Origin of the sequence: Rhodococcus shunpengi (assembly GCF_048381395.1) — a bacterium.
In the GTDB taxonomy this organism is placed as follows: domain Bacteria; phylum Actinomycetota; class Actinomycetes; order Mycobacteriales; family Mycobacteriaceae; genus Rhodococcus.
The window spans coordinates 165788-188604 of the sequence record NZ_JBLWIU010000008.1 but is presented as its reverse complement, the minus strand read 5'-3'; the positions used below and the strand labels follow the sequence as shown (position 1 = coordinate 188604).

Annotated in this window: 19 protein-coding genes and 1 pseudogene; 12 read left to right on the top strand and 8 right to left on the bottom strand. The window is 66.2% G+C overall.

Translation table 11 applies throughout. The features are described 5' to 3' along the window. Window positions 1-73: 73 nt before the first annotated feature. From ACNJ7K_RS01745 to ACNJ7K_RS01735, 3 genes and pseudogenes are all read left to right on the top strand, one after another. Window positions 74-756 (top strand): annotated as a pseudogene (locus ACNJ7K_RS01745) (phosphatidylinositol mannoside acyltransferase); the annotation flags it as partial. A 161-nt stretch (window positions 757-917) separates the two neighbouring features. Beyond that, window positions 918-1220: a DUF5994 family protein gene (locus ACNJ7K_RS01740; protein ID WP_487041095.1), complete on the top strand. Its 303-nt coding sequence runs from the start codon at window positions 918-920 to the stop codon at window positions 1218-1220. Window positions 1221-1328: 108 nt separating this feature from the next. Further along, window positions 1329-2375, top strand: a complete 1047-nt coding sequence (locus ACNJ7K_RS01735; RefSeq protein WP_129978083.1) for a zinc-dependent alcohol dehydrogenase family protein — start codon at window positions 1329-1331, stop codon at window positions 2373-2375. Between the two features lie 3 nt (window positions 2376-2378). Here the strand turns inward: ACNJ7K_RS01735 and ACNJ7K_RS01730 are convergent, their stop codons facing one another. The 5 genes from ACNJ7K_RS01730 to ACNJ7K_RS01710 are packed head-to-tail and all read right to left on the bottom strand — an operon-like array spanning window position 2379 to window position 11197. Continuing rightward, complete coding sequence (locus ACNJ7K_RS01730; RefSeq protein WP_487041094.1) at window positions 2379-4616, bottom strand: glycoside hydrolase family 3 C-terminal domain-containing protein; 2238 nt, start codon at window positions 4614-4616, stop codon at window positions 2379-2381. Further along, a complete protein-coding gene (locus ACNJ7K_RS01725; protein ID WP_231782095.1) occupies window positions 4613-5806 on the bottom strand; it encodes a DUF3322 domain-containing protein in 1194 nt (397 codons plus the stop codon). The genes ACNJ7K_RS01730 and ACNJ7K_RS01725 overlap by 4 nt, the downstream gene beginning before the upstream one ends. Window positions 5807-5817: 11 nt before the next feature. Next, the gene (locus ACNJ7K_RS01720) at window positions 5818-9126 is read right to left on the bottom strand and encodes an ATP-binding protein (protein ID WP_487041093.1); all 3309 of its coding nucleotides are present in this window, start codon (window positions 9124-9126) and stop codon (window positions 5818-5820) included. Then, window positions 9123-9722, bottom strand: coding sequence for a DUF4194 domain-containing protein (locus ACNJ7K_RS01715; protein WP_033097366.1), 600 nt, complete (start codon window positions 9720-9722; stop codon window positions 9123-9125). Before ACNJ7K_RS01715 ends, ACNJ7K_RS01720 begins: the two co-directional genes overlap by 4 nt. Continuing rightward, window positions 9719-11197, bottom strand: a complete 1479-nt coding sequence (locus tag ACNJ7K_RS01710) for a DUF3375 domain-containing protein (RefSeq protein ID WP_230825962.1) — start codon at window positions 11195-11197, stop codon at window positions 9719-9721. Before ACNJ7K_RS01710 ends, ACNJ7K_RS01715 begins: the two co-directional genes overlap by 4 nt. Window positions 11198-11363: 166 nt before the next feature. On the opposite strand from ACNJ7K_RS01710, the gene ACNJ7K_RS01705 reads away from it, so the two are divergent. Then, complete coding sequence (locus ACNJ7K_RS01705; RefSeq protein ID WP_487041092.1) at window positions 11364-13166, top strand: TerD family protein; 1803 nt, start codon at window positions 11364-11366, stop codon at window positions 13164-13166. A 220-nt stretch (window positions 13167-13386) separates the two neighbouring features. Here the strand turns inward: ACNJ7K_RS01705 and ACNJ7K_RS01700 are convergent, their stop codons facing one another. Together ACNJ7K_RS01700 and ACNJ7K_RS01695 are read right to left on the bottom strand one after the other, a co-directional pair. After that, complete coding sequence (locus ACNJ7K_RS01700; protein WP_247848736.1) at window positions 13387-13746, bottom strand: hypothetical protein; 360 nt, start codon at window positions 13744-13746, stop codon at window positions 13387-13389. A gap of 19 nt (window positions 13747-13765) precedes the next feature. Continuing rightward, entirely contained in the window at window positions 13766-14353 is a 588-nt protein-coding gene (locus ACNJ7K_RS01695; protein ID WP_258913638.1) for a DUF3558 domain-containing protein, read from the bottom strand. A gap of 237 nt (window positions 14354-14590) precedes the next feature. On the opposite strand from ACNJ7K_RS01695, the gene ACNJ7K_RS01690 reads away from it, so the two are divergent. From ACNJ7K_RS01690 to ACNJ7K_RS01675, 4 genes are all read left to right on the top strand, one after another. After that, window positions 14591-15352 carry an IclR family transcriptional regulator gene (locus ACNJ7K_RS01690; RefSeq protein ID WP_085470354.1) on the top strand — a complete coding sequence of 254 codons (762 nt, stop codon included), beginning with the start codon at window positions 14591-14593 and terminating at the stop codon, window positions 15350-15352. A 1-nt stretch (window position 15353) separates the two neighbouring features. Further along, window positions 15354-16073 carry an IclR family transcriptional regulator gene (locus ACNJ7K_RS01685; protein ID WP_487041091.1) on the top strand — a complete coding sequence of 240 codons (720 nt, stop codon included), beginning with the start codon at window positions 15354-15356 and terminating at the stop codon, window positions 16071-16073. A 152-nt stretch (window positions 16074-16225) separates the two neighbouring features. Then, window positions 16226-17077 carry an alpha/beta fold hydrolase gene (locus ACNJ7K_RS01680; protein ID WP_016694251.1) on the top strand — a complete coding sequence of 284 codons (852 nt, stop codon included), beginning with the start codon at window positions 16226-16228 and terminating at the stop codon, window positions 17075-17077. A gap of 16 nt (window positions 17078-17093) precedes the next feature. Further along, window positions 17094-18266 (top strand): acyl-CoA dehydrogenase family protein, encoded by a 1173-nt coding sequence (locus tag ACNJ7K_RS01675; protein ID WP_487041090.1) that lies wholly within the window; start codon window positions 17094-17096, stop codon window positions 18264-18266. A gap of 44 nt (window positions 18267-18310) precedes the next feature. On the opposite strand, the gene ACNJ7K_RS01670 is transcribed toward ACNJ7K_RS01675, so the two are convergent. Further along, a complete protein-coding gene (locus tag ACNJ7K_RS01670) occupies window positions 18311-19114 on the bottom strand; it encodes an IclR family transcriptional regulator (protein WP_159418807.1) in 804 nt (267 codons plus the stop codon). A gap of 259 nt (window positions 19115-19373) precedes the next feature. Here ACNJ7K_RS01670 and ACNJ7K_RS01665 point away from each other — a divergent pair, with 259 nt between their 5' ends. The 4 genes from ACNJ7K_RS01665 to ACNJ7K_RS01650 are packed head-to-tail and all read left to right on the top strand — an operon-like array spanning window position 19374 to window position 22807. Further along, the gene (locus tag ACNJ7K_RS01665; protein ID WP_487041089.1) at window positions 19374-20354 is read left to right on the top strand and encodes an ABC transporter substrate-binding protein; all 981 of its coding nucleotides are present in this window, start codon (window positions 19374-19376) and stop codon (window positions 20352-20354) included. 1 nt (window position 20355) lies between these two features. Beyond that, window positions 20356-21234, top strand: a complete 879-nt coding sequence (locus ACNJ7K_RS01660; RefSeq protein WP_229567655.1) for an ABC transporter permease — start codon at window positions 20356-20358, stop codon at window positions 21232-21234. After that, on the top strand, window positions 21231-22007 hold the full coding sequence (locus ACNJ7K_RS01655; RefSeq protein ID WP_088896756.1) for an ABC transporter permease: 777 nt from the start codon (window positions 21231-21233) through the stop codon (window positions 22005-22007). The genes ACNJ7K_RS01660 and ACNJ7K_RS01655 overlap by 4 nt, the downstream gene beginning before the upstream one ends. Beyond that, window positions 22007-22807, top strand: a complete 801-nt coding sequence (locus tag ACNJ7K_RS01650) for an ABC transporter ATP-binding protein (protein WP_016694258.1) — start codon at window positions 22007-22009, stop codon at window positions 22805-22807. Before ACNJ7K_RS01655 ends, ACNJ7K_RS01650 begins: the two co-directional genes overlap by 1 nt. The last annotated feature ends 10 nt before the right edge of the window (window positions 22808-22817 follow it).

Genomic DNA, 22817 nt, shown 5'->3' with positions numbered 1-22817 from the left:
GTCTCGTGCTCACCGACATCTCCCAGCCTACCCGCGTCGCGATCGCGAGCGGTCGGTGCATGCTCGAACATTACGGTTGCCGTCGATGGATCCGTGCAGCTTGCCGAGACCATCGACTCTGCAGCCACCGGACTCGACCACATCCACGAAGCGGCCGCTCGTGGACGCGGCATGGTGCTGGCGTTGCTGCACAGGCGGTAACTGGGACCTGGCGGGAGTGTGGATTGTCCAGAGGGCCGGCACACCGACCGTCGTGGCCGAGCGGTTACAACCGGAATCACTGTTCCGGCGCTTCGTCCGGTTTCGTGAAGGCCTGGGATTCGAGATCGTTCCGCTCACCGGTGGCACACTGCGCCACCGTTGGAACAGCTGACCGCCCGGGTTCGACAGGGACGGATAGTCGGGCTGCTCGGTGAGCGTGATCTGTCCGGAACCGACGTGCCGGTTTCCTTCTTCGGTGAACCGGTGTGCATGCCGCCCGGTCCGGCTCGGCTTGCGATCGACACCGGTGCGCCTCTGCTCCCCATGCGCTGCTGGTTCACCACCGACGGGTGGGGGTTCCACGTCGACGCGCCGATTGCGACCGTCGGCGGTGTGCAGGCCACGACCCAGGCCCTGGCCGACCGGTTCGCCGCCCATCCGGCCGACAGACGCATGCTGCAACCGGTATGGACCGCCGATCGGCGTGTCCACGGCGATGCGCGATCCGGATCGAGTCGATTCTGCTGCACTCCGGTCGCGTACACGGAGGCGTAGGCTCGGCTGTATCCGACGGCATCATGCGCAAACCACCCAGTTGCGCCATGCCGGAGTCGACGAGCCGGTCTTCCCGGAGGCCACGACGGGAGCGTCCCATGACGCCAGCACCTCGGTCCACGCCATCCCTACCGCCGCGCACGCCTACCCCGACCCCGCGAGTGCATCTACGTACGGACCCGAAGGATTACATCGACGCCACCTGGTGGCCGCGAACGAACAACCTTGCCACCGAACTTCCCGATCTGATCACCGCACTGCAGCTACGGACAGGCCCGATATCCCGCGTCGTCTACGACCCGAGTGCCTGGTCTCCTACCGACTCGCCGTTGATCGTGGGCGAGCGCCGCGTCCGCCTCGACCCGTACCCGTTCGAGTTGTCCGACACCGTGTATGTCTACGGAGTCAACGGCAGGGTGATGGTGCTGCAGGCCGTTCGCCCGATCGGCTCGATCGAATCGTAGCCTCCGAAGGCAACGGCCGGAGATGCTCGTTGCCCCGAAAGGTTCCGATCCCTGTATCGCTCGTGGCACCCTGAAATAGGACCGAAACCGTCGGCGAAAGGCCTGACTGTGAAGGCACTGGTATTTCACGGACCGGGAAAACGATCGTGGGAGGACGTTCCCGCCGCAACCATCCAGGACAGTACCGACGCGGTGGTGCGGGTCGACGCGGTCACCATCTGCGGCACCGACCTGCACATCCTCGGAGGGGATGTGCCCGAGGTGACCGACGGCCGGATCCTCGGCCACGAGGCCGTCGGCACCGTGGTCGAGGTGGGGGACGGAGTGCAGACACTCGCTCCCGGCGACCGAGTGCTCGTCTCGTGTATCACCGCGTGCGGTACGTGCCGCTTCTGTCGCGAGAGCCGGTACGGGCAGTGCCTCGGAGGCGGCGGCTGGATCCTCGGGCACCTGATCGACGGCACCCAGGCCGAACTGGTCCGAGTTCCGTACGCCGACAATTCGACCCACCGCATTCCCGACGGCGTGAGCGACGAGCAGATGCTCATGCTCGCCGACATTCTGCCCACCTCCTACGAGGTCGGCGTACTCAACGGCTGTCTTCGACCGGCCGACGTCGTCGTCGTCATCGGAGCCGGACCCATCGGACTCGCCGCGATCCTCGCCGCACGACTGTTCAGCCCGAGCCGCATCGTCGCCGTCGACCTCGCCGACAGTCGCCTCGACGCGGCGAAGGCGTTCGGGGCTAACGTCGTGGTCAACAGCGGTCGCGAGGACGCGGCGGCCGTCGTCCGAGATCTCACGGGAGGTCTCGGCGCCGATGTCACCGTGGAGGCCGTCGGCTATCCCGAAACGTTCGAGCAGGCGGTCGCGCTCGTCAGGCCGTGCGGACACGTCGCGAACATCGGCGTGCACGGCAAACCTGCGACCCTGCACCTCGAGGACATCTGGATCAAGAACCTGACGATCACCACCGGCCTGGTCGACACCTACTCGACGCCCACACTGATCGGTCTCGTGAGCAGTGGTCAGCTCGACACGTCGCCGATGATCACGCACCGGTTCGCGCTCGACGAGTTCGAACAGGCCTACGACGTGTTCTCCCGTGCCGGCGAGACCGGTGCGCTGAAAGTACTCCTCACGGCCGGGTCGTGACGCTCATTCCTGCTGATCGGCGATATCGAGAAGCTGCTGGATCTGCTCCGGCTCGACCCCCGGAGCGAACCCGGCGAGACGACCGAGCGGCATCGACGCCGCCATCTTCAGAACACTCTCGTCGACCCCGACCTCGCCGCCGAGCGAACCGAACGCCTGCAGGACGATCTCGGCGGCCGCGGGGTTCTGGAACAGTTCTCCGAGAGACGACTCCATCGTCAGCGGAATTCGCACCGCGTCGCCCGTCATGTCGACGGTGAGCGTCTGCCGGATGTCGCGGCTCGACGCACCGATGTCGATGCTGTACGTGCCATCTTCGACCACCCAGGAATCGACGCGGGTGTCCCAGTAGGCGAGGTCGTCGCGTCGGATACTCACGGCGACACGTTGCGATTCGCCGGAATCCAGACGGACCTTGGTGAAGCCCTTCAACTCTCGCGGCGCCCGCGCAACGGACGAACCGGGTGCACCGGCGTACACCTGCACGACCTCGGCGCCCGCACGCCCACCCGTGTTGGTGACGGTGACGTGCACCGTGAGATCGCCGTCGGATTCCACAGCGGCATCGGAGTATTCGAACGTCGTGTACGACAAGCCGTGACCGAAGGGGAAGGACACGTCGAGGCGACGCGCGTCGTACGAGCGGTATCCGACGAACAGCCCTTCGCCGTACCGTACGTGGCCGTGCTCGCCCGGGAAGTTCGTGTGTGCCGGGGTGTCCTCGAGACGGATCGGGACGGTCTCTGCGAGTCGCCCACTCGGATTCACCTGCCCGTAGAGCACGTCGGCGACCGCACCGCCACCGGCCTGCCCGAGCAACCACCCTTCGACGATCGCAGGAACACGATGGGCGAAGCCGCTCAACCGCACGACACCACCGTTGGACAACACGACGACGACCTTCGGGTTCGCCACCAGCACCGCGTCGAGCAGTGCGATCTGGCTGTGCGGGAGTTCGAGATCGTCACGGTCGAAGCCCTCGGATTCGAGTTCGGCGGGTACACCGAGGAACACGACCGCGATATCGGCGTCTGCGGCACGCTTCACCGCCTCGTCGACGAGTGCGGCCGAGTCCGATCCGTCGAGCGCGTAACCGGCGGCGAAGGGAACGTCCCGGCCGGACAGCGACCGGATCTCGTCGAGCGCGTTGTCGAGGCGCGTCGGTTCGATCCGGGACGATCCGGCGCCCTGGTAGCGCGGCGTGCGGGCCAGTTCGCCGATCACCGCGATGTTCGCGTCGGTGGCGAGGGGAAGCAGGTCGTTCTCGTTGCGGAGCAGCACGATGCTCTGCCCGGCCACCTCGCGTGCGAGGGCGTGATGGGCATCGGCGTCGAAGGTCGCGCGGGGATCGGACGCAGCGACGGCCTTCTGCACCAGTTCGATCACCCGCGCGGCTGCCGTGTCGAGGACCGATTCGTCGACCGTGCCCGCCCGTACCGCCGCGACGATCTCGGCGTCCGTACGACCTCCTGTGGACGGCATCTCGAGATCCAGACCTGCCGCGAGGGACGCGACGCGGTCGTCGACAGCACCCCAATCGCTCACGACCAGACCCTCGAAACCCCACTCGTCGCGCAGGACGTCGGTGAGCAGCCACGGGTTACGGGACGAGTACACCCCGTTGATCCGGTTGTACGAGCACATCACCGTCCACGGCTGCGCGTCGCGCACGACCCGCTCGAAGGCACGCAGATAGATCTCCCGCAGTGGCCGCGGGTCGACGTCGGCGGAGACCCGCATCCGGTCGGTCTCCTGGTTGTTCGCCGCGAAATGCTTGAGCGACGCACCGACACCCTGCGACTGCAGGCCGCGCACGAGCGCGGCGCCCAGAACACCGGAGAGCAGCGGGTCCTCAGACAGGTATTCGAAGTTCCGCCCGCACAGCGGGGAGCGCTTGATGTTGATACCGGGCCCGAGCAGGACACCGACCTGCAGTGCACGGGCCTCCGCGCCCAACGCCGCGCCGACGCGCTCGAGCAACTCCGGGTCGAAGGAACACCCCAGCGCGACGGCAGGCGGGAAGCAGGTCGCGGGCACGGACGAGTGCAGACCGAGATGGTCGCCCTCGGCGGTCTGTTTCCGCACACCGTGTGGCCCGTCGGTGAGCATGATCGAGGGGATATTCTCGCGCGCAATCGGTTCGGTGTGCCAGAAGTCGAGGCCGCTGGTGAGCGACGCCCTCTCCTCGACGGTCAGTCGCGCCACGATCTCGAGGGGTGAGCGGAGGGCCGGTTCGGTCATGAGACTCCTTCTCCAAGCGCGGTCGGATCCATCCTGGTCGAGTCTCGATCATGTCCGATCGCGCCGGTGAAGGCGCGGGCAAGTTCCTCCATCACGTGCGGCCACGGAATCCGCTCCTGCTCGAGGCGGAGTCGTTCCACGCGCAACCGCGTGAAGACCTCATTTTCCGCGGGCGTCAGTCGCATCGGCACGTGCGAGCTGGGGGACGGTTCCTCTACCGCGAGAGCACTCCACGCTTCCAGGGTGTGGAGGTCCATGAGGAAACTGCGCACGTCAGGCAGGTAAGCGCGGAAACGGTCGAGAATCACGAAGCCGTGCGTGTCGAGATCACCCCAGTAAACGACATCCGAGTCGGCGAGCCAGGATAGTGCGGCCAGTTCGTGCACTGCGTAACCACTGCCGTGTACGGCCACGGTGCCCGGCAGATCAGGCAGCGCATGGAGGCCCTCTTTGTTCTCGAGGACCAGTATGCGCTCCGGGTGGAGCGGCAACTCGGCGAGCTCGTCCAGCGGCGCTGCACAATGTCGCGGTGCCGTGGGTAGCAAGGTGCGGTCACAAACCGCAATTTCGCACAATCGAGGCACCGAACGCACACCGAGGTCACGATTCCCCACAGCGCCTTCGAGAAGTACCTCGACCAGTCCGCGATGCCGCGAAATCCACTTGGTATCCACACCGGGCACCGGAAGCTGCCGAATGAAAACGTCCGAAGCCGGATGGTCGGCCAGCCACCGGACCACGCCGACAAGGCGCACGAAGTCGGCTTCGCCGAGTTCGAGCCACCGTGAAAGCGTCGAGCCGATCGCGTCGGCAAGCGCGGGGGTACCGGGTGCCAGAATCTCCACCAACTGCACCCGCCGGGCGGTGAGCCTGTGCCATTCGGACATCCGGCCTGCCGCGGCGGCAATCTCACCGGGACCTGCAAACACGACCCGCACCGGCACATCCTGCGTGCCGAAGCTCGGCCAGCGCCGCGTCTCCCAGTGCACGCGACCGATTCCGCGGTGCATCTGCCAGGCGCGCACCCATGCGACCACGGCGTCGGGATCCTCCGCGACCTGCCGTTCCGAGGGTGGGTGCAACGCAATCGACAGTGAATCGGATTCGGCTGCAATTGGATCGGCCACCCACTTGCTGCGACGATTCCGGTAGGCCGTCTCTGCCCTGGTACTTACGGCTGACGGCGGCACGCACACTGTACTCACTCGCGGGGCTCCTCCGCGCTGCGGATCGGCAACAAGGCCAGCTGCGAGTACTTCTTGTCCCTGATGCTCACCGCGGCCACCCCATCAATGTAATCGTCGAGGGTTTGCAGCAACTTCAGCGGCGTCGCGAGCACCATATGGAAACCGAATCGGGTGAACACGTCGAGTGCTCGCCGCGTGTACGCAGGATCTGCACGGTCGAATGCCTCGTCGAGGATCACCGTGCCGTAGCGCGGCAACTCTTCCCCCGATGCCGCCAGCTGATAGCGCAGGGCGGCGGCGAGACAGAAGAACACCAGTTTCTGGGCCTGCCCACCCGACAGGCCGGAGCTGGAGTCGTGGAAATTGACGTCCACGCCCTCCCCGTCGACCTCGACTCCGATGAAGCCGACGTGCAGGCGGGTGTCCAGTACCAACTGCCGCCAGCGCCGGTCGGCGGGTTCGCCCGAGTCGAGGCGTTCGAGGATCCGCTCCATCTGTTCGAACCGTTGCTCGGCGGCGACCCGGTCCTCTTCCTTGAACGAGCCGCTGACAATGCGCTGCAGTTCCGCGAGGAAATCGGCCGCGGCAGGCGAACGCCGATCCTTCACATCGATCCGCAGAGTCCGGTCGGTGTCGAACGGAGAACGCCGGAGCGATTCGTTCACCGGCTCGATACGGGAACGGATCTCGCCCGGTGCCCTGCGGATCGCGCGGGCCAGCTCTCCGATGTTGCGGCTCGATTGGTCGTTGAGTAGCCGGAAGAACTCGTCCTCGTATGCGGGTAATCCGTCGTTGCGCAGTCGAGTGAGCACCGCGAGAGCATCGTCTACGTACTCTGCGTCGGAGCGCATCTCGGCGCGTCGTGACTCCCATTCGGCGAGATAGGCGGTGAGGATCGCGGTGATGCGCCGCTCGGCGTCCGTGGTTCTCGTGAGCGCCGCACGGTGCTCGTCCGTGATGGTTCGTCCGACGGTATGCAGCAACCGGTCGATGTTCTCGCTCGTCGGTCGACGTGCGGCAGCATCGAAGCGTGCGCGGATGCGCTTGTCGATCCCGTTGGGAACCGCCGAATCGGCGTGTGCTTCCACTTCTGCAAGCCGCTGCCGAGTGTGCTCCACATCGCCACGGTGGCGTTCGAGACCGGATCCGGCTGCGGTATACGCTGCGCGGGCCTCCTTCTCCTCGGTTTCCGCACGGGCAAGATCGAGCGTGAGCGAGGCGTACTCGGCATTGCCCTGCAACCATCCCTCGAGTCGATGCTCGATCGCGCCAACCGCTGCCTCGGCCGCTTCGACGTCGATGTCGGCCCAGGTCGTGTCGAGGATGATCTCCGCCGCGTGTCGACGCTGCTGTACCGTGCACTCTGCGTGCTCGAGCAACTCCTGCCGACGTTGCAGGCGGGCGATCTCGGATTCGACCTCGCCGATGCGGCGACGCAGATCGGAGAGCTTGGTTTCGTTGTCGAACCCGAGCGCCCATCGGCTGCGGTCGTCGACGCGGTACCTGTCGTCCTTCTCGTGCCGCTCGCCGCCGTGCTTGACCTGACCGGCCCGGGTCACGCCGCGCGGCACACCTCTCAGGTCGTCGACGGTCGCCACGCACGCATAGTCGAAACGCTCGGCGAGGTGGTGCTGCAGCCACGCTGCGAGCGGTCCCGGCCGCACGTCCAGTTTTCGAACCAGCGATTCATCACCGCTCGCCGGGGTGGCAGGTCGGCCGGAACGAGTACGCACCCGGCGGTACACCAACCGGGTGCCGAGATGCTGCGCGTCGACCACTGCTGCAACGCGTGAATAATATTCGTCGGGTACGAGCATCGTGCGAGCAAGCCCGCCGAGTACGCGCTCGATGGGGCCGGTCCACTCGGCATGCTCGGAGCGCACTTCGAGGAGTTCGCCCGCGAAGTGCAACATGTCTTCGCTGAGACCAGCTGCGGTGCAGACCAGTTCGCGTATCCGCAGTAGAGCGGGATCGAGATTGGAGCGTCGCCGGGCGAGCAGCTCTCGGTCGGCGATGAGTTGTCGGTGTTCGGAACGCAGTGTGCCGAGTGCTCGCACCACCTCGTACACATCGTTTCTGCGTGTACCGACTGTCGCGTCGAGCTCACGCAACTCCGTTTCGAGCTGGGCTCGCAGATGCGCGAACTCCTCAGCGGTGGTCGGTGCCTCTGCTTCCCACGATCCGACGGCGGTGTCGAACCTGCTCCGTGACTGTACGGTCCGAGTCAGGTCGGCTTCCGCCGCGTCGCGTTGCAGCCTGAGAGTGGACAACCGTCCACCGTCGGTGGTTTCGAGCCGCACCCGCAGATCGAGGGTGCGCTCGGCCGCGCGCTCGGCTTCCACCGAGGTCTTGTCGACGGCAGTCTGCAACAGTCCGATCTGTGCGTAGGCCTCGTCGAGCTTCTCTCGCAGCAGATCCACCGTCATCCGGGCATGCACGGCGTCGAGGTGGTCGTTCTCTTCCTGTAGTTCGCGTTGTTGCTGGAGGCCTCGGCGGCGAACCTCCGCGAGACCGACAAGGGGATCGAGTGCCTCGACTTGCCGACGCGCGTCGACGACGACACGGTGCGCCTCGCGCAGGTCGCGGAACTGGGACGTCGCGCGATCGGCCATCGCGAAGGTGTCGGGTTCGTCGAGCATGTAGTCGCGCAGCAACTGATCGAGACTGTTCAGACTCTTGGCCGACAGTGTTCGGTGCAACAACCGTTGGGCCGCCTCCGACGAAATGCCCAGCTTCGCGCGGAAGGCGCGAGCGAACGGCGTGTAACTGGGATTGACAGTAGCCCCGGGCCAACGCTTTCGGATGCCCCGGGTGTCGATACCGCGGCCGGCGAACGGCTCGAGATCGATCAGGTCGAAATCAAAATCGAAGATCAGATGCAGGTGAGAGACATCGTTGTTCGCGTTGGCTCCACGCCGCAGGTGCATGAGCTTGACGAGCGTCACGGGCGCGGCACCGTCGCCGGTGCGGTAGGTGAGCGCGACGGCACTCCAGGTGGCGCCCGTACGTAGATAGGAAGCGGTCAGGGAGTCGGTATCGACATCGGCTTCGCGCCGCCACGCACCGCGGATGTAACTGACGAAGTTGCGCCCGGAACCGGCCGCGGATTCCTGCGCGGCCGCGTTGAATCGGACACTGCCGCCCGGCATGAGCACCGTGGAGATCGCATCGATGAGAGTGGATTTTCCGGATCCCGACGCGCCGGTGATCAGGAAACCCTTGCGCGCAATCGGAATGTCGTGGTGACCGTGTAAGGTTCCCCAATTCACCACCTGCACGCGGGCAAGCCGGAACTGGGACGGGTGGGGAGGGGTGGCCGTCACGGCTGACTCTCCGCGACGATGTGCCGGAACTCCGCTTCCACAGCAGCAACCTGATCGGCATCGAACAACTGCCGCAACACCGGAGAGACTTCCATCCGACCCTCCGTCGACGTCGACGCGAGAAGGCTGTACTTCTTCAACTTCTCCCACGAAGCGTTGACCCTGCGCCGGAAACCGGCCGGGTCGGTACTCGTGGCCGCACGGTACATCTCGAGCTGCCCGGCCATTTCGTCGAAATCGACAATGACCCGATCACCGGGTTGTGCGCGGAGGAGCAGCTGCCGCAGCGACAACAGCATCACGGTGTCCATGAATGTCAATCGCTCGGTGCGCAACACTGCGGGGGCCTTGTGATCGCCGGTTTCGGCGGGACGGGTGAATGCGAGCTGTTCGTCCTCGTCGACGACGAGATCGAGAAACACATCGGCCAACCGAGAACGCAGCACGCGCTCGTCGCGGATCACCGTCCGCCACACCTCGGGATGCTTGCCGGCGGTAATGAGCGGACCCTTGAGGAGCTGGACCAATGCGCGCCGGGTGTCGAGTTCGAGTTCGCCGGTGTCGCCGGGATACAGCCCGGTCGTGGTGTCGGTCATAGGCTGTCCTGTTCCAAGGTGGTGAAGGCAGGATCGGTGGGATCGAACAGATGCCGGCGTACCGTGGCCACCCGTTCGACGCCGGATGGGGAGCTCCAGCAAATCTCCTCATCGCCCTCCACGCGGTGTCCGTGCTCGGCGGCGAGAACCAGAAGCCCGATGGCGCTTGCCAACCCTTGGGTTGCGGGATGTTCGCGCAGGACCTCGCCGATCGTCGCGCTACCGCGCACGCGCAGTGTGGCCGCTATGCTACCGACCAGCTCGTCCATGTCGATTTCCGATTCGCGGACGATGCGCCGCAGATCGTCGAGGTCGACCTCACCTGGCGTCTGCGACACCACCGGTTCGGACACCAGATCGTCTGCGGGATTGTGCAACTGTAATGCCGCGACCGATTCGATACTCATGCCGATCCGCACCAGGTCGAGGTCGAGCGGTTCATAAGGCTTGCGGTGGGGTGCCACCTGCAGAGCGTGCTGTTGCGCCGAGCGCAACAGACGTTGCAATCGGCGATGTTCCTCGTAATGGCGGGACTGCACGAAATGCCGCAGTGAGCGTGACAGCGACGTCATCGTCGCATGCACTTCGCCACCTGCGTCCTCCATCTCGGTGAGCAAGGATCGGAACCGATGACGTTGCTCGGGAGACAGGCTTCGGGCGAACGGACGAGTCAGTACCGCCTCGATCCAGTCGTCGAGCTGTGCAGACCGTTCAGGATCGATGATCATGTCGTAGAACCCGGTGAAGCTGCGTCCTGCATCGGAACTGCCGATGAGGTCGACACCTCGGAAGACCTCGCCCAGAGTGTCGCCGCGGTCGCCTTCGTCGTCGAGGATCCGTGCGCGCAACTCGCGATTGAGCCCTTCGAGTGCGGCCCGTACTCGTGCGAAATCCCCGGGGATCTCGCCGGCAAGCGCGAGGATCTCCGACACGCGTTCCGCGGCCCGTGGGCCATCGAGGACAGGGAAGTCGCCGGATTCCACCGCTGCGATCTGCCGGTCGAGTGCGTCGCGCTCGGCCCGCAGCGTTGCCAGACGGGTTTCGCTCCGTGGGTCCGAATCGCGAGCCAGCGCCTGCAACTGGCTCGACAGGGTTGTCAGTCGTGATTCCGTGATCGAACTGGTGTCGGTCGTCAGTTGCGCAACGAAATTCAGTGCGACGAATGCGGACTCGGTCGGCTCCAGCGTCTCTTCGCGCGAGCCCGTATCGGCACGTCGGAGCAGAAATCCGGCGCGCACCCAATCTGCGCAGTAGGCCTGGGCGGTGCGTGGAAGGTCGAATCCCTGGTCGCGGAGGTCCTGCAGGTCTGCGTCGAGGCGGGCGAACAGTTCGGGGGCGGGAAGTCGCCGGGTTCCCCGATCGAAGTGTCGTCCCAGCATCCCGAGGATTGCGGGGGCGTGGTCGGCGCGCAGCAGCGTCCACGCGGCGTGCTGATCGCGCAGCCGCGTCAGGCGGTACAGGTCGGCAGTCGACACAGCTTCCCTCTCGCTTCGATCGCGCCCATGGTGGCACACGCCTACGACAACCGTCTCCTACGGGATCGGCTCGGTGTCGGGGCGGTGACGACAGTGTCGGTAACAAGGGCCACAATGTCCGACCGTGTCGGTTTTCGTCGGGGGATGAAAGCGATCGGAGGATGACGTGATCGAAGTGCACGCACCCGCGGAGGGCGCCGTGACGTTGCCCCGCGACCATCGATGGGTGGTGGTCGACGTCGAAACCTCGGGTGTGCGGTCCAACGCCCACAGGGTCCTGAGCGTGGCCGCCCTTGTGTTGCGCGAGGACGGCTCTGTCGAGCAGGAGTTCTCGACCCTCGTCGACCCCGGCTGCGACCCGGGACCGGTGCACATCCACAACCTCACGCGGGAGCGCCTCACCGGGTCGCCGCGCTTCGAGGACATCGCCGGTGAACTGGCCGGGATTCTCGACGGCGCCACGATCGTCGCCCACAACGCGTCGTTCGACTACGGATTCCTCGACGCCGAGTTCCGTCGGGCCGGCACGTCGCTGCCGGCGGAGCACCGTCTGTGCACGCTCGCGTTGTCGCGCCGACTCGAACTCGACGTCCCCAACTACCGGCTTGCCACGCTCGCGCAGCACTGGCAGGTCCAGCAGCTGCAGGAGCACGACGCCTACGACGACGCGCGGGTCCTGTCGGAGATCTTCCTGCGCAGCGCCGCGATGGCCGACAACCTGCAGTTGCCGTTGCCCGTCGTCAACTGTCGCAGCCGCAAGTCGGTGTATCCCGCCTCCGTCCCGCGAGTCGCGTGCGAGTGGAAGAACCCGGGTCGCCTCGGCGACGACGGCCTCGTCCAGGGCATGAAGGTCGTGATCAGCGGTTCCACCGTCACCCCGCGGGTCGCGCTCGCGAACCGGCTGACCGAGGCCGGACTCGACGTCATGAACAATGCGAGCAAGCAGACCAGCGTCGTGGTGTGCAACGACCCCACGGTGCAGACCGCCAAGGTCCGCAAGGCGATGGCCGAGGGCATCCCCGTGATCAGCGAACAGCAGCTCGAGAATCTCCTGACACGGGTGCGGCCGGGTGAACCGAAGGTGGCGACGGTCGTCGACATCATTCCGCCGCCGGAACCGCAGGTCGCGGTGGCGCCCCCGGTCCGGCCGTCGACCGGACAGAAGCCCAAGCTGTGGACCGGACGCAAGGTGCTGCTGCTCGGTGGCACGCACCTGCAGGCGGTCATGATGCGCTCGCGTCTCACCCAGCTCGGTGCCCGCCCGGCCCTCAACTTCACGGCCGCCGTCACCGACGTGCTCGTGCTCGACGGGGGAGAGGCCGACAAGCGGATGGCGCGGGTCGCGGCGCGGGAGCTGCCCGTCCTCCGGCCCGACGACGTCGATGCCGCGGTGGAGAAGGGCGTCGTGCCCCCGCACATGCGTGTGGAGTCGTGGCTGACGGCGCCGGTGCTGTCGCGCGGCGAGGTGATCGACCTGCCGTCCGACAGTCACCGCTGGGCGGTGAACGTCGCGTGGAAGGCCGAGACGGCCGGCGACGAGTTCGACCTCGACGTCGTGGCTTTCCTGCTCGGCGCCGACGAGAAGGTCGACACCGACGACGATTTCGTCTTCTACAACAACCCGCTCTACGACGACGGCGTCGTCGAACTGACCATCGACGGTTCGAGTGAGCACTGCATCCGCGTCGACCTCGCGGAGCTTCCCGCCGATTGCGAACGCATCGCGATCGCCGCGGCCATCGACGGCAACCGCACCTTCGGCGAACTCGGCGCGGTGTCGGTCGGAGTCGACAGCGACAGTGGAACCGCCGCGACGTTCGTGCTCGACGCCGGCACCACCGAACGCACCATGGTCCTCGCCGAGATCTACCGCCGCGCCGGCAAGTGGCGGCTGCGCGCGGTGGGGCAGGGGTACGACGACGACCTCGCGGCCCTCGCACGCCGATACGGGGTGGATGTCGACGACTGACTTCTGCTCCGCTGTCGGGTTCGGTGTCGGTGCTTGGGGCACCTTCTCAATGCATCCGCTCGCGAAATTGCTATCTGCACCTGCCGTAACCGTAGCGAATGACGAACCTGCGAGCGGATGGAAGTCGAATCAGCTGCGCCCCTTGCCTATTCGGCCCCGATCGATTGTCGGCCGACACCAACACAACTGCTCGAACGCGCGAAATGGTCATCGGTGCGCGTTATTGCGCGCTCTGATGACCATTTCCCGCTCCGCTGTCGGGGTCGGTGGCGGCGAGTTGGCGGGCCCAGTCGGATTCGGTGTCGAGGAAGGCTTCTCCGCCGGTTGCGAAAGCGTCGCGGAGTTGGGTAAGCACTTCTATGAATTGCTCGACGCGCTCTTTGGCCGACTCGGGCATTCCAGCTGCCTTGCGGCGATATCCGGCGGCGAGCTGCTGTGCGGAATCGAAATCGCCGAAACCATGAGTTGCACTCAGGGCGTCCGCTGTTCGCCTCGTGCTCCGGAACTCGGAAAGCATGACGTTGCAGATCCTGACAATCTCGTCGACAACTTCTGGTTCAAGCCTTGTGAAGTCGGGCATGCGCACCTGCCAGTCTTGTTCAGTTCTGAATGAAGGGCTCGATCGTAGAAACGGTCTGTTCGAATCCGTCGCACCATTCGGACTGCGGTACCGGTCCTGAATGGTCTTTCTGGTAGAGCCTGCTCAATATCACCATGCCGAAGTTTGTTTCGAGGACGTACCTGCATGTTTCGACATTGCCCGGATCGACCTCGAGTAATGCTGGTCGCCCGTTGATAGTGGTTGGTACGGCCGCATGGCCGTTCTTGTCACGTTCTTCTTCCAGCGTGACATTGCCGGATAGGACGTTCAGGTCGTAACGAGCCAGGACCCCGGGGACGCTGACAGTTCCTTCATAAGCGCAGCCGAGGAATGTGTACGTCCCCATCGGCATGTCCGCGAGCTCCTTCTTCCCCGCGTCGTACCCGGCCGCGTTCATGACGTCGTCGGGGATGTCGTAGCAGGGGTCGAAGGTGACCGGTGGTCGGCCGGAGTCGTCGGTGATGCGCGGGGTGCGGGTGGTCGACGTGGATGCTTCGTCGCTCATCACGTCGTCTGCAGCGCTCGGGCTGCACGCCGTCGCCACGACCGCGAGTGCTGCGAGCGCGACTGTTCCCCACCTACCCATGCGACCCCCCGATCGATTCGTCGGGAGACGCTAACACAACGGATCGGTCGGGCACTCCGGCGCGCGAAGTGGTCACAAGAGCGCGTTGTTGCGCGTTCCGATGACCGATTCCCGCTCCGCGCGCAGACAAAGCAACGGTGCTGTGCTTCACAAGATCAGTTTGATTGTGACTGCAATCGCATCTACTGTCTGCATCGTTCCGAATAGTAGAACGACGTTCCGAACTGCGAGGCCGCTATGACCCACTCCGCCGCTGTCACCACCGACGAGAACCGTCGATCCGTCTTGGGGCGCGCATTCGACATCCTCGAGTGCTTCACCGACGCCGAGCCGGAGCAGACGATCGGGTCGCTGTGCGCGGCGACCGGTCTCCCGCCGGCGACCGTCCACCGGATGCTGGCCAGCCTCGTGGAGTGGGGAGCCGTCGAGCGCGCGGCACGCGGCAAGTACCGGTTGGGTATGCGCCTGTGGCGTCTCGGGTGGGGTGTCCCCGGCGCGCGGACCCTCAAGGACGTCGCACGCCCGCACCTGGTCGACCTGCACACCAGCACGCGGGAAGCCGTTGCCCTGGCCTCCCGCGACGGGGACAGTGTGGTGCTGGCCGATGTCATCGCCGGCAGCTCCACTCGCACGGGTCGGATCCTTCCCCGGCGCCTGGACCTCGTGAACTCGGCGCCCGGATCGGTCTTCATGGCCTACATGTCCCCGGACGAAGTGTCGGAGCTGACCGCCCACACCCAGCACGACCACAACGACGCCTTCCGCCTGCGGCAGGAACTGTGCGAGATCCGGCGCACCGGCGCAGCCGTCGTCCAGAGCGCCGACGGTATGTACTGGATCGCGTCGCCGGTCTTCGCGAAGCCCCGGGAGGTGCGGTCGGTCGTGTGCATCGCGGTGCATCGTCCTCGGTTCAACATCGGTGCGCTGGTCCATGCCGTGGTCGACACGGCGCGCGCCGTCAGCGACGGTCTGCCTCCTTCTCTCCGTTCGGTGGGCTGAGGTGTCCGTTCTCGACAAGGCCGTGCAGCTCGTCGACACCCTCGGTCGCGCTCCCGGGCCGATGCGTCTCGGGGCGCTCGCCGAGGAGATCTCCATCCCCAAGTCGTCGGCGCACCGGCTCCTCGTCGAACTCGCGCGTCACGGACTGGTCCGCAGATGCGGCGACGGCGAGTACACGATGGGGTACCGGCTGGTCGAGTGGGGGAGACTCGCCGACCGGTCCGTCGGAATCCGCGACATCGCCGCACCCGTGATGGCGACCTTGCGCGACCAGGTCCGCGAGAGCGTGCACCTCTACGTCCGCGACGGTGACTCGCGGGTCTGCGTCCATGCAGTGGAGGGCCCGCACGCGCTGCGCCCGGTGGTAGTCCTGGGCAGAGCGTTGCCATTGGGCTACGGGGCGGCGGGGAAGTTGCTCCTCGCCTATGCCGACGACGCGACCGTCCGCAGAGTGTCTCAACAGTTCCCGGTGCACCGCAACAGAACTCTGCCCACGTCCGACGATCTCGCGACGATCCGGGCAGGAGGGTGGTCCGTGTCCGTCGACGAGATGGAAGACGGACTCACCTCTCTCGCCGCGCCCATCTCCGCACCTGGTGGGGGAGTACCAGCGGCGCTGGCCATCGCCGGCGCCACCACCAGGATCGCGCCGGAGAGATACGACGAGGTGCGCGACCTCGTTGTCGATGCCTGCCGCGAAATCGCCTTGTGCAGCTCCTGAATGGTGTCGCCGGAACAGATTTCGGCAATCTTTCGAAATGTGCCGCATATCGGAACGATCCGATGGAAGGGCTTCGGCAGGGATGTGACGCTCCTTACCAAGAGCCGCGCACCTCTTCTTGCGGCACACAAGCTGAGACGAAAGGGGCAGTCATGCCAGCCCACCTCTCGGAGGCCGAAACCAGCCGGTACATCGACACTCCCCACGGGAAGATCCACCTGCATCAGGCCGGTGCGGGACATCCGATCGTGATGCTGCACGGCAGCGGCCCGGGGGCCACCGGTTGGAGCAACTTCAACCCCAACATGGCGCAGCTCGCCGAGGACTTCCAGGTCATCGCGCCGGACATGCCGGGCTGGGGCAAGTCCGATTCCGTCACCTACGAGGATCGCGACCACGTCACCTCCGCGATCCACCTGCTCGACGCCCTCGGAATCGAGAAGGCCGCTTTCGTCGGCAACTCGATGGGCGGCGCTACCTCGTTGAAGGTTGCTGCGCGCCATCCCGATCGCGTGTCGCACGTCGTCTCGATGGGTGCCGGCGCCCCGGGCCCGCGCATCTTCAGCCCCGGCAACGGCCCCTCGGAGGGTCTCAAGGTTCTGCACCGTGGCTACCTCGATCCGTCGCCGGAGACGATGCGCGCGCTGGTCGACATCATGACCTTCGACAAGGAGTTCGCGACCGAGGAGCTGGTTCTGCAGCGCTCGGAGAACGCCCGCGCACGTCAGGACCACCTCGACAACTTCGCTGCCGGACTGGGTCGCCCGCGCCGCGGTGAGGCGTCGATGGACGAGATCGCGTCGATCAAGGCTCCCACGCTGGTCATCCACGGTCGCGACGACCGAGTGGTGCACTTCGAAGCCGGCCTCCGCCTGGTGTCGATGATCTCCGACTCGCGTCTGCTGCTCCTCAACCGGTGCGGCCATTGGGCGCAGCTCGAGCATGCCGACGAATTCAACCGCGTCGTGCGCGATTTCATCCTCAACACCGCCCCGAACGCCTGAGACCGGAGAGACAACGATGAGCGAACTGGTGCAGCGGGTCGAGGAACTCGCCGACTTCTTCGAATCCCAGGCCGAGGAATCCGACAAGATCGGTCACCTCACCGAACCCACCCACAAGACCCTCCGTGAGGTCGGCATCGTCCGCGCCTTACAGCCCAAGGACTTCGGCGGATCGGAACTCCACCCGCGCGAGTTCTTCGAGGCCGTGCTGGCGGTGGGAAGCCGCTACGCGTCTGCCGGATGGGTCTCGTCGGTCGTGGGCGTCCACTCCTTCGAACTGGCGCAGGGAACGCGTCAGGCCCAGGAGGAGATCTGGGGCGAGGATCCCGACACCTGGGTGGCCTCGCCGTACGCTCCCATCGGGCGGGCACGTCGCACCGAGGGTGGTTGGATCTTCTCGGGCCGCTGGCCGTTCTCGTCGGGCACCGACCTGTGCGACTGGGTCGTCCTCGGCGGCATGCTCACCGACGACGACGGCAATGTCCGTCCGGACGGTCTGCGTCACTTCATCATTCCCCGCAAGGACTACACGATCCTCCACGACTCGTGGGACGTCGTCGGCCTCAAGGGCACGGGTAGCAAGGACGTCGTGATCGACGGCGCCTTCGTGCCCGACCACCGGATCATCGACCCCGAGGATCTCGGATCCGGAGCAGCCGCAAGCCAGGCAGGCCGCGGCGACGTGGCGCTGTACCGGATGCCGTTCCACTCGATGTTCAGCGGGGCCATCACCGCCGGCACCCTCGCTGCCGCCGAAGGCGCTCTCGCACACTGGATCAATTACACGCGGACCCGCGTGTCGGCGCGCGGTGTCACCGCTGCGACCGACCCGCGTCAGCTGCACGCACTCGGCGAAGCGGCATCGGACCTGCAGGCCAGCCGCATGCAGTTCCTCGCCGACATCGACCGCCTGTACGAGGTGGCGCAGTCGGGCAAGCCGATCGACATCGCTCTGCGGGCCGAGGTGCGACGCAATCAGGCACGCGTGTCCCGACGCGCGGGTGCCGCCGTGGACAAGCTCGTCTCCCACGCGGGCGGCTCCGCGATGCGCATGGACAACCCGATCCAGCGGTTCTGGCGCGACATGCACATCGCCCTCGGGCACGGCGCGAACGTCGCCGAGCCGATCTACGAGGCCGCGGGCACCGTCACCTTCGGTGGCGAACCCCCCAAGAACGTCCGGATGTGACGAAGCGGGGGACGGTGCGCACCGTCCCCCGCCTCGAGAAAAGTTCAGATCTGTGAGCTCGCGTTCCGACCGCGAGCAGCCGAGATATCCGCTGCGGCACGACGAACGAGCATCTCGGTCCGGTCCCACCGGACACCCGCGGTCGGTCCGGACACCGACACGGCCGCTTCGATCGTCCCGTGAACGATGATCGGGGCAGCGACGCAGACGAGTTCGCGCGAGAGCTCTTGACGGTTGTAGGCGACGCCCGATTCCCTGATCCGTTTCAGCTCGGACATGAAACGACGAGGGTCGGTGATCGAATGCGGCGTGAAACGAGGCAGACCGGCGTCGAGCGCGGTACGGACGCCCTCGGAATCGCCGAAAGCGAGAAGTGCCTTGCCGAGTGCCGTGCAGGATGCGGGATGGCGTTGGCCCGGCATCGTGAGAACCACAGGGTTGTTCGGGCCCTGGACCTTCTCGACATGCAGGATCTCGGGACCGTCGAGGACAGCGAGATGAGCCGTGAGACCGGTAGCCGTGTGGAGGTGACTGAGGAAATGACTTGCCGTGTCGCGCAGACCGTTCGGACGACACATGCTGTAACGTGCGCCGAGTTCGAAGCAGGACAGTCCGAGCCGGTATTTCGTACCGTTGCGGGCGACGAAACCGGACTGTTCGAGCTCGGCGAGCAGACGGAAGGCCGTCGACTTCGGCACATCGGCGCGACGCGCGAGTTCGCTCAGACTCATGTCGGCGCGTGCCTTGCGGAATGCGTCGAGCAACTGCAGGGCCTTCGCCACCGACGTCATCTGGCGGCCGGCCCGCTCCTCGCGGGCCCCGTTCGGGGTGTCGTCGAGAACGGTCAACGGTTCCTCCACTCAGCGATGGACACGATCGAATCGCTTGCCATGCGGTCCACGTTAAGGGGCGGCCCACCCGGATTTCGTGGTTGCAATCACCCAATGGAATTTCGGTTCCCCCGCCGCCCCGGCCCTGGCAGATTCAGCAGCATTCGTTGCGGTGCTGCCGGTGCCGACCGGGCCTGATGTCGACGAACGGACGAGCAGTCCCGCCCCCTCGACGCCCGTTCCCCACCTGTACAGCGACTTCTTCCCAAGGAGCCCCATGAACATCACGAACTTCCCGCGCCCGCTCAAGGTGCTGGCCCTCGGTGCACTGGCCTCGCTCGCGCTGACTGCGTGCGGCGGATCCAGCGACGCCGACACCGCCGGCGACGGCACCGTGCGCGTCGCCGTGTTCCCGAGCTTCAACGCCCTCGGACCGCGCACCGCCGATCTCGAAGGAGTCTTCGACAAGCACGGCCTCGACGTCGAGCTCGTCACCGTCGCGACGCCCGGCGAGGCCACTCCTCAGCTGCTCGGCGGGAAGATCGACTTCGCCCTGATGGACATGGTCAGCCCGATCATCGCCAAGACCGAAGGCGTCGACCTCGTGATGGCCGCTCCGGGTGCCGTGGGCGCCCCCGCGAAGGACGACGGTCTGACCAGCGGTCGCTTCTGGGTCCGCGCGGACAGCCCCATCCAGAGCGTCGCCGACCTCGAGAACGCCACCTTCGGTATCCCGCAGACCAAGGGCCAGCTGTGGCTCGACGTGCGCGAGGCCATCGACAACGCCGGTGGTGACTCCTCGAAGACCGAGTTCGTCGAGGTCCCCAACACCCTCGCCGCACTCCGCTCCGGCAGCGTCGACGTCGTCACCACCGCGGAGCCCTCCGGCACCGCCACCCTCAACGATCCGGATCTGCGCGTCCTCGACCACTTCGTCAACGCCGGCGGCGACCTGTCGTACGCCTACGTGACCACCCCGCGCTACGCCGCGGAGAACGCCGAGAACGTCGAGAAGTTCCGCGACGCGGTCGTCGAGGCCAACACCATGCTCGCCGAGCAGGACGGTCTCGCCGCCGAGGTCGCCGCGACCTACATCGAGGTCGATCCCGCGATCCTGTCGCAGGCCATCTACCCGAAGTTCCCGACGACCCCGATCACCGAGGACAACATCAACTCCACCCTCGACCGGATGGTCCGTTACGGCCTGGTCCAGGAGGCGGACGCTCCCGCTCCCGGCGACATGATCGTGGGTGGCTGACATGAGCCCCACCGCCACCGCGAATGCGCCCGGGGCAGCTCGGGAGGTGACCCCACCGCGCCCCGCCGGTTCGATCGGACGTGCCGCAGCACGCAAGCGCAAGACGATGTCCGCGCGGCTCACCTCCGCTGCCGGCAAGCTCGTCGCCCTCGCGATCGTCGTCGTCGCCTGGCACGTGTTCGTCACCGGACCGGGCAAGGCCTCGGGCATCCCGACGCCACTCCAGCTGATCGAGACCGGCGCCGACCTCGTCGTCACCGGCCAGTACTGGGACGCCGTCGGCAACACCCTGCTGACCGCCCTGATCGGCTTCGGGCTCTCCGTGCTGATCGGTGTTCCGCTCGGTTTGGTCAACGGCACCTACCGCAAGGTCGAGCAGAGCACCTCGTTCGTCGTCGACTTCGGACGCACGATCCCCGGTGTCGCGATCCTGCCGCTGGTGCTGCTGCTGTTCGGCGGCACCCGCACCATGGCCGTCGTCCTGGTGATGTTCAGCGCCGTCTGGCCGATCCTCGTCCAGTCGACCTACGCAGCACAGCAGCTGTCGTCGCAGATGAAGCAGGTGGCCCGGGCGTTCCGCCTGTCGCCGGCGAGCCGCATCCGGGACATCTACCTCCCGTCGTCGATGCCGTTCCTCATGACGGGTCTGCGTATCGCCGCGACCATCAGCCTCCTGATCACGATCTCCGCCGAATTCCTCGGTGGTGCGGACGGCATCGGCCAGCGCCTCTACCAAGCCCTGACCGTCGACGACACCCAGCGGATGTTCGTCTACGTGTTCACCGCCGGTGTACTCGGTATCTGCCTGAACCGTCTTCTCGTTCTCGCACAGAGCCGCGTGCTGTGGTGGCACCCGTCCGAAAGGGTGAACAAGCCGTGACCGTCGTACGCCGCCTCGCATGGGAGCTGTGGCTCCCCGTCCTGCTCATCGCACTGTGGGCAATCTTCAGTGCCACCAGCACCGACCCCTACTTCCCGCCGCTGTCGGAGATCCTCGACAAGTTCGCCGACGTGTGGTTCTTCGAGGGCATCCGCACCGAGATCTGGCCGAGTCTCCAGCGACTGTTCGTCGGCTTCGCACTCGCCTGCGTCGCCGGTGTCGGCCTCGGACTGGCGCTCGGCGTCATGACCCGCGTCGACAACGCGGTGCGACCCATCGTCGAATTCCTCCGTGCCACACCGGGCGTCGCGATCCTTCCCGTGATGATCCTGCTGCTCGGCCTCGGTGACTCGATGAAGATCGCCATCATCGCCCTCGTCGCGACCTGGCCGATCCTGCTCAACACCATCGACGGTGTCCGCTCCGTCGAACCCGTCCTGCACCAGGTCACCGCCAGCTACCGCATCACGCTCGCGGACCGGATCCGCTTCGTGATCCTGCCCGCCGCGTCGCCGCAGATCTTCGCGGGTGCACGCACCGCGCTGGCGATCTCCATCGTCGCGATGGTCGTCGCCGAGATGGTCGGTACCCCCGGCGGCATCGGCTACTACATCCTCGACGCACAACGTGGATTCAAGATCACCTCGATGTGGGCGGGAATCATCGCGCTGGGGATCCTCGGCTACCTGCTCAACAAGCTCTTCGCGCTCGTCGAGCGTCGCGTGCTGGCCTGGCATGCGGGCATGACCGCGCACAACCGTGGAGGCAAATGATGACCACTACCGAAGCGACCAAGCCCGAGACCCGCACGGGTACGGTGCTCGAAGTACGCGGTCTCGGACACAGCTACGGCGGACCGCAGATCTTCGAAGGCCTCGACTTCACCGTCGGCAAGGGTGAATTCGTGTGCATCGTCGGCCCGTCCGGCGTCGGCAAGAGCACCCTGCTGCAGTGCCTGACCGGACTCATCCGCCCCAGCGAAGGCGACATCCTCTTCGAGGGCAAGCGCGTCACCGAACCCCCGGAAGGCCTCGCGATCGTCTTCCAGGACTACAGCCGGTCGCTGATGCCGTGGCTGTCGGTCATCGACAACGTCGCCCTGCCGCTGCGCTCGGCCGGCGTCAAGAAGGCCGAACGCCTCAAGCAGGCACGGCAGGCGCTCGTCGAGGTCGGCCTGAGCGACGTCGCCCAGGCGTACCCGTGGCAGCTGTCCGGCGGCATGCAGCAGCGCGTCGCCATCGCCCGCGCCCTCGCGTCGAACCCGCGCGCGATCATCATGGACGAGCCGTTCGCCTCCGTCGACGCGCAGACCCGCGCCGACCTCGAGGACCTCGTGCTGCGTGTCCGCGACCATCTCGGACTGACGGTCATGCTGGTCACCCACGACATCGACGAGGCCGTCTACCTCGCCGACACCGTGCTCGCACTGTCCGGTCGTCCCGCGCGCGTCACCGCGATGCTCCCGATCGACCTGCCGCAGCCGCGCGACCAGCTGTCGACGAAGGCGCTGCCGGAGTTCGCCGACCTGCGCGCCGAGGTCTACACCCTCATCCGCAACCCGGCGACCGCGTAGGGGAGAGGTC

Bases quoted from the DNA above. Each gene is read 5' to 3' on its own strand.
- ACNJ7K_RS01730 (WP_487041094.1), bottom strand. From the start codon at position 4,616: ATGACCGAACCGGCCCTCCGCTCACCCCTCGAGATCGTGGCGCGACTG.
- ACNJ7K_RS01715 (WP_033097366.1), bottom strand. From the start codon at position 9,722: ATGACCGACACCACGACCGGGCTGTATCCCGGCGACACCGGCGAACTC.
- ACNJ7K_RS01700 (WP_247848736.1), bottom strand. From the start codon at position 13,746: ATGCCCGACTTCACAAGGCTTGAACCAGAAGTTGTCGACGAGATTGTC.
- ACNJ7K_RS01695 (WP_258913638.1), bottom strand. From the start codon at position 14,353: ATGGGTAGGTGGGGAACAGTCGCGCTCGCAGCACTCGCGGTCGTGGCG.
- ACNJ7K_RS01690 (WP_085470354.1), top strand. From the start codon at position 14,591: ATGACCCACTCCGCCGCTGTCACCACCGACGAGAACCGTCGATCCGTC.
- ACNJ7K_RS01680 (WP_016694251.1), top strand. From the start codon at position 16,226: ATGCCAGCCCACCTCTCGGAGGCCGAAACCAGCCGGTACATCGACACT.
- ACNJ7K_RS01675 (WP_487041090.1), top strand. From the start codon at position 17,094: ATGAGCGAACTGGTGCAGCGGGTCGAGGAACTCGCCGACTTCTTCGAA.
- ACNJ7K_RS01665 (WP_487041089.1), top strand. From the start codon at position 19,374: ATGAACATCACGAACTTCCCGCGCCCGCTCAAGGTGCTGGCCCTCGGT.
- ACNJ7K_RS01660 (WP_229567655.1), top strand. From the start codon at position 20,356: ATGAGCCCCACCGCCACCGCGAATGCGCCCGGGGCAGCTCGGGAGGTG.
- ACNJ7K_RS01650 (WP_016694258.1), top strand. From the start codon at position 22,007: ATGACCACTACCGAAGCGACCAAGCCCGAGACCCGCACGGGTACGGTG.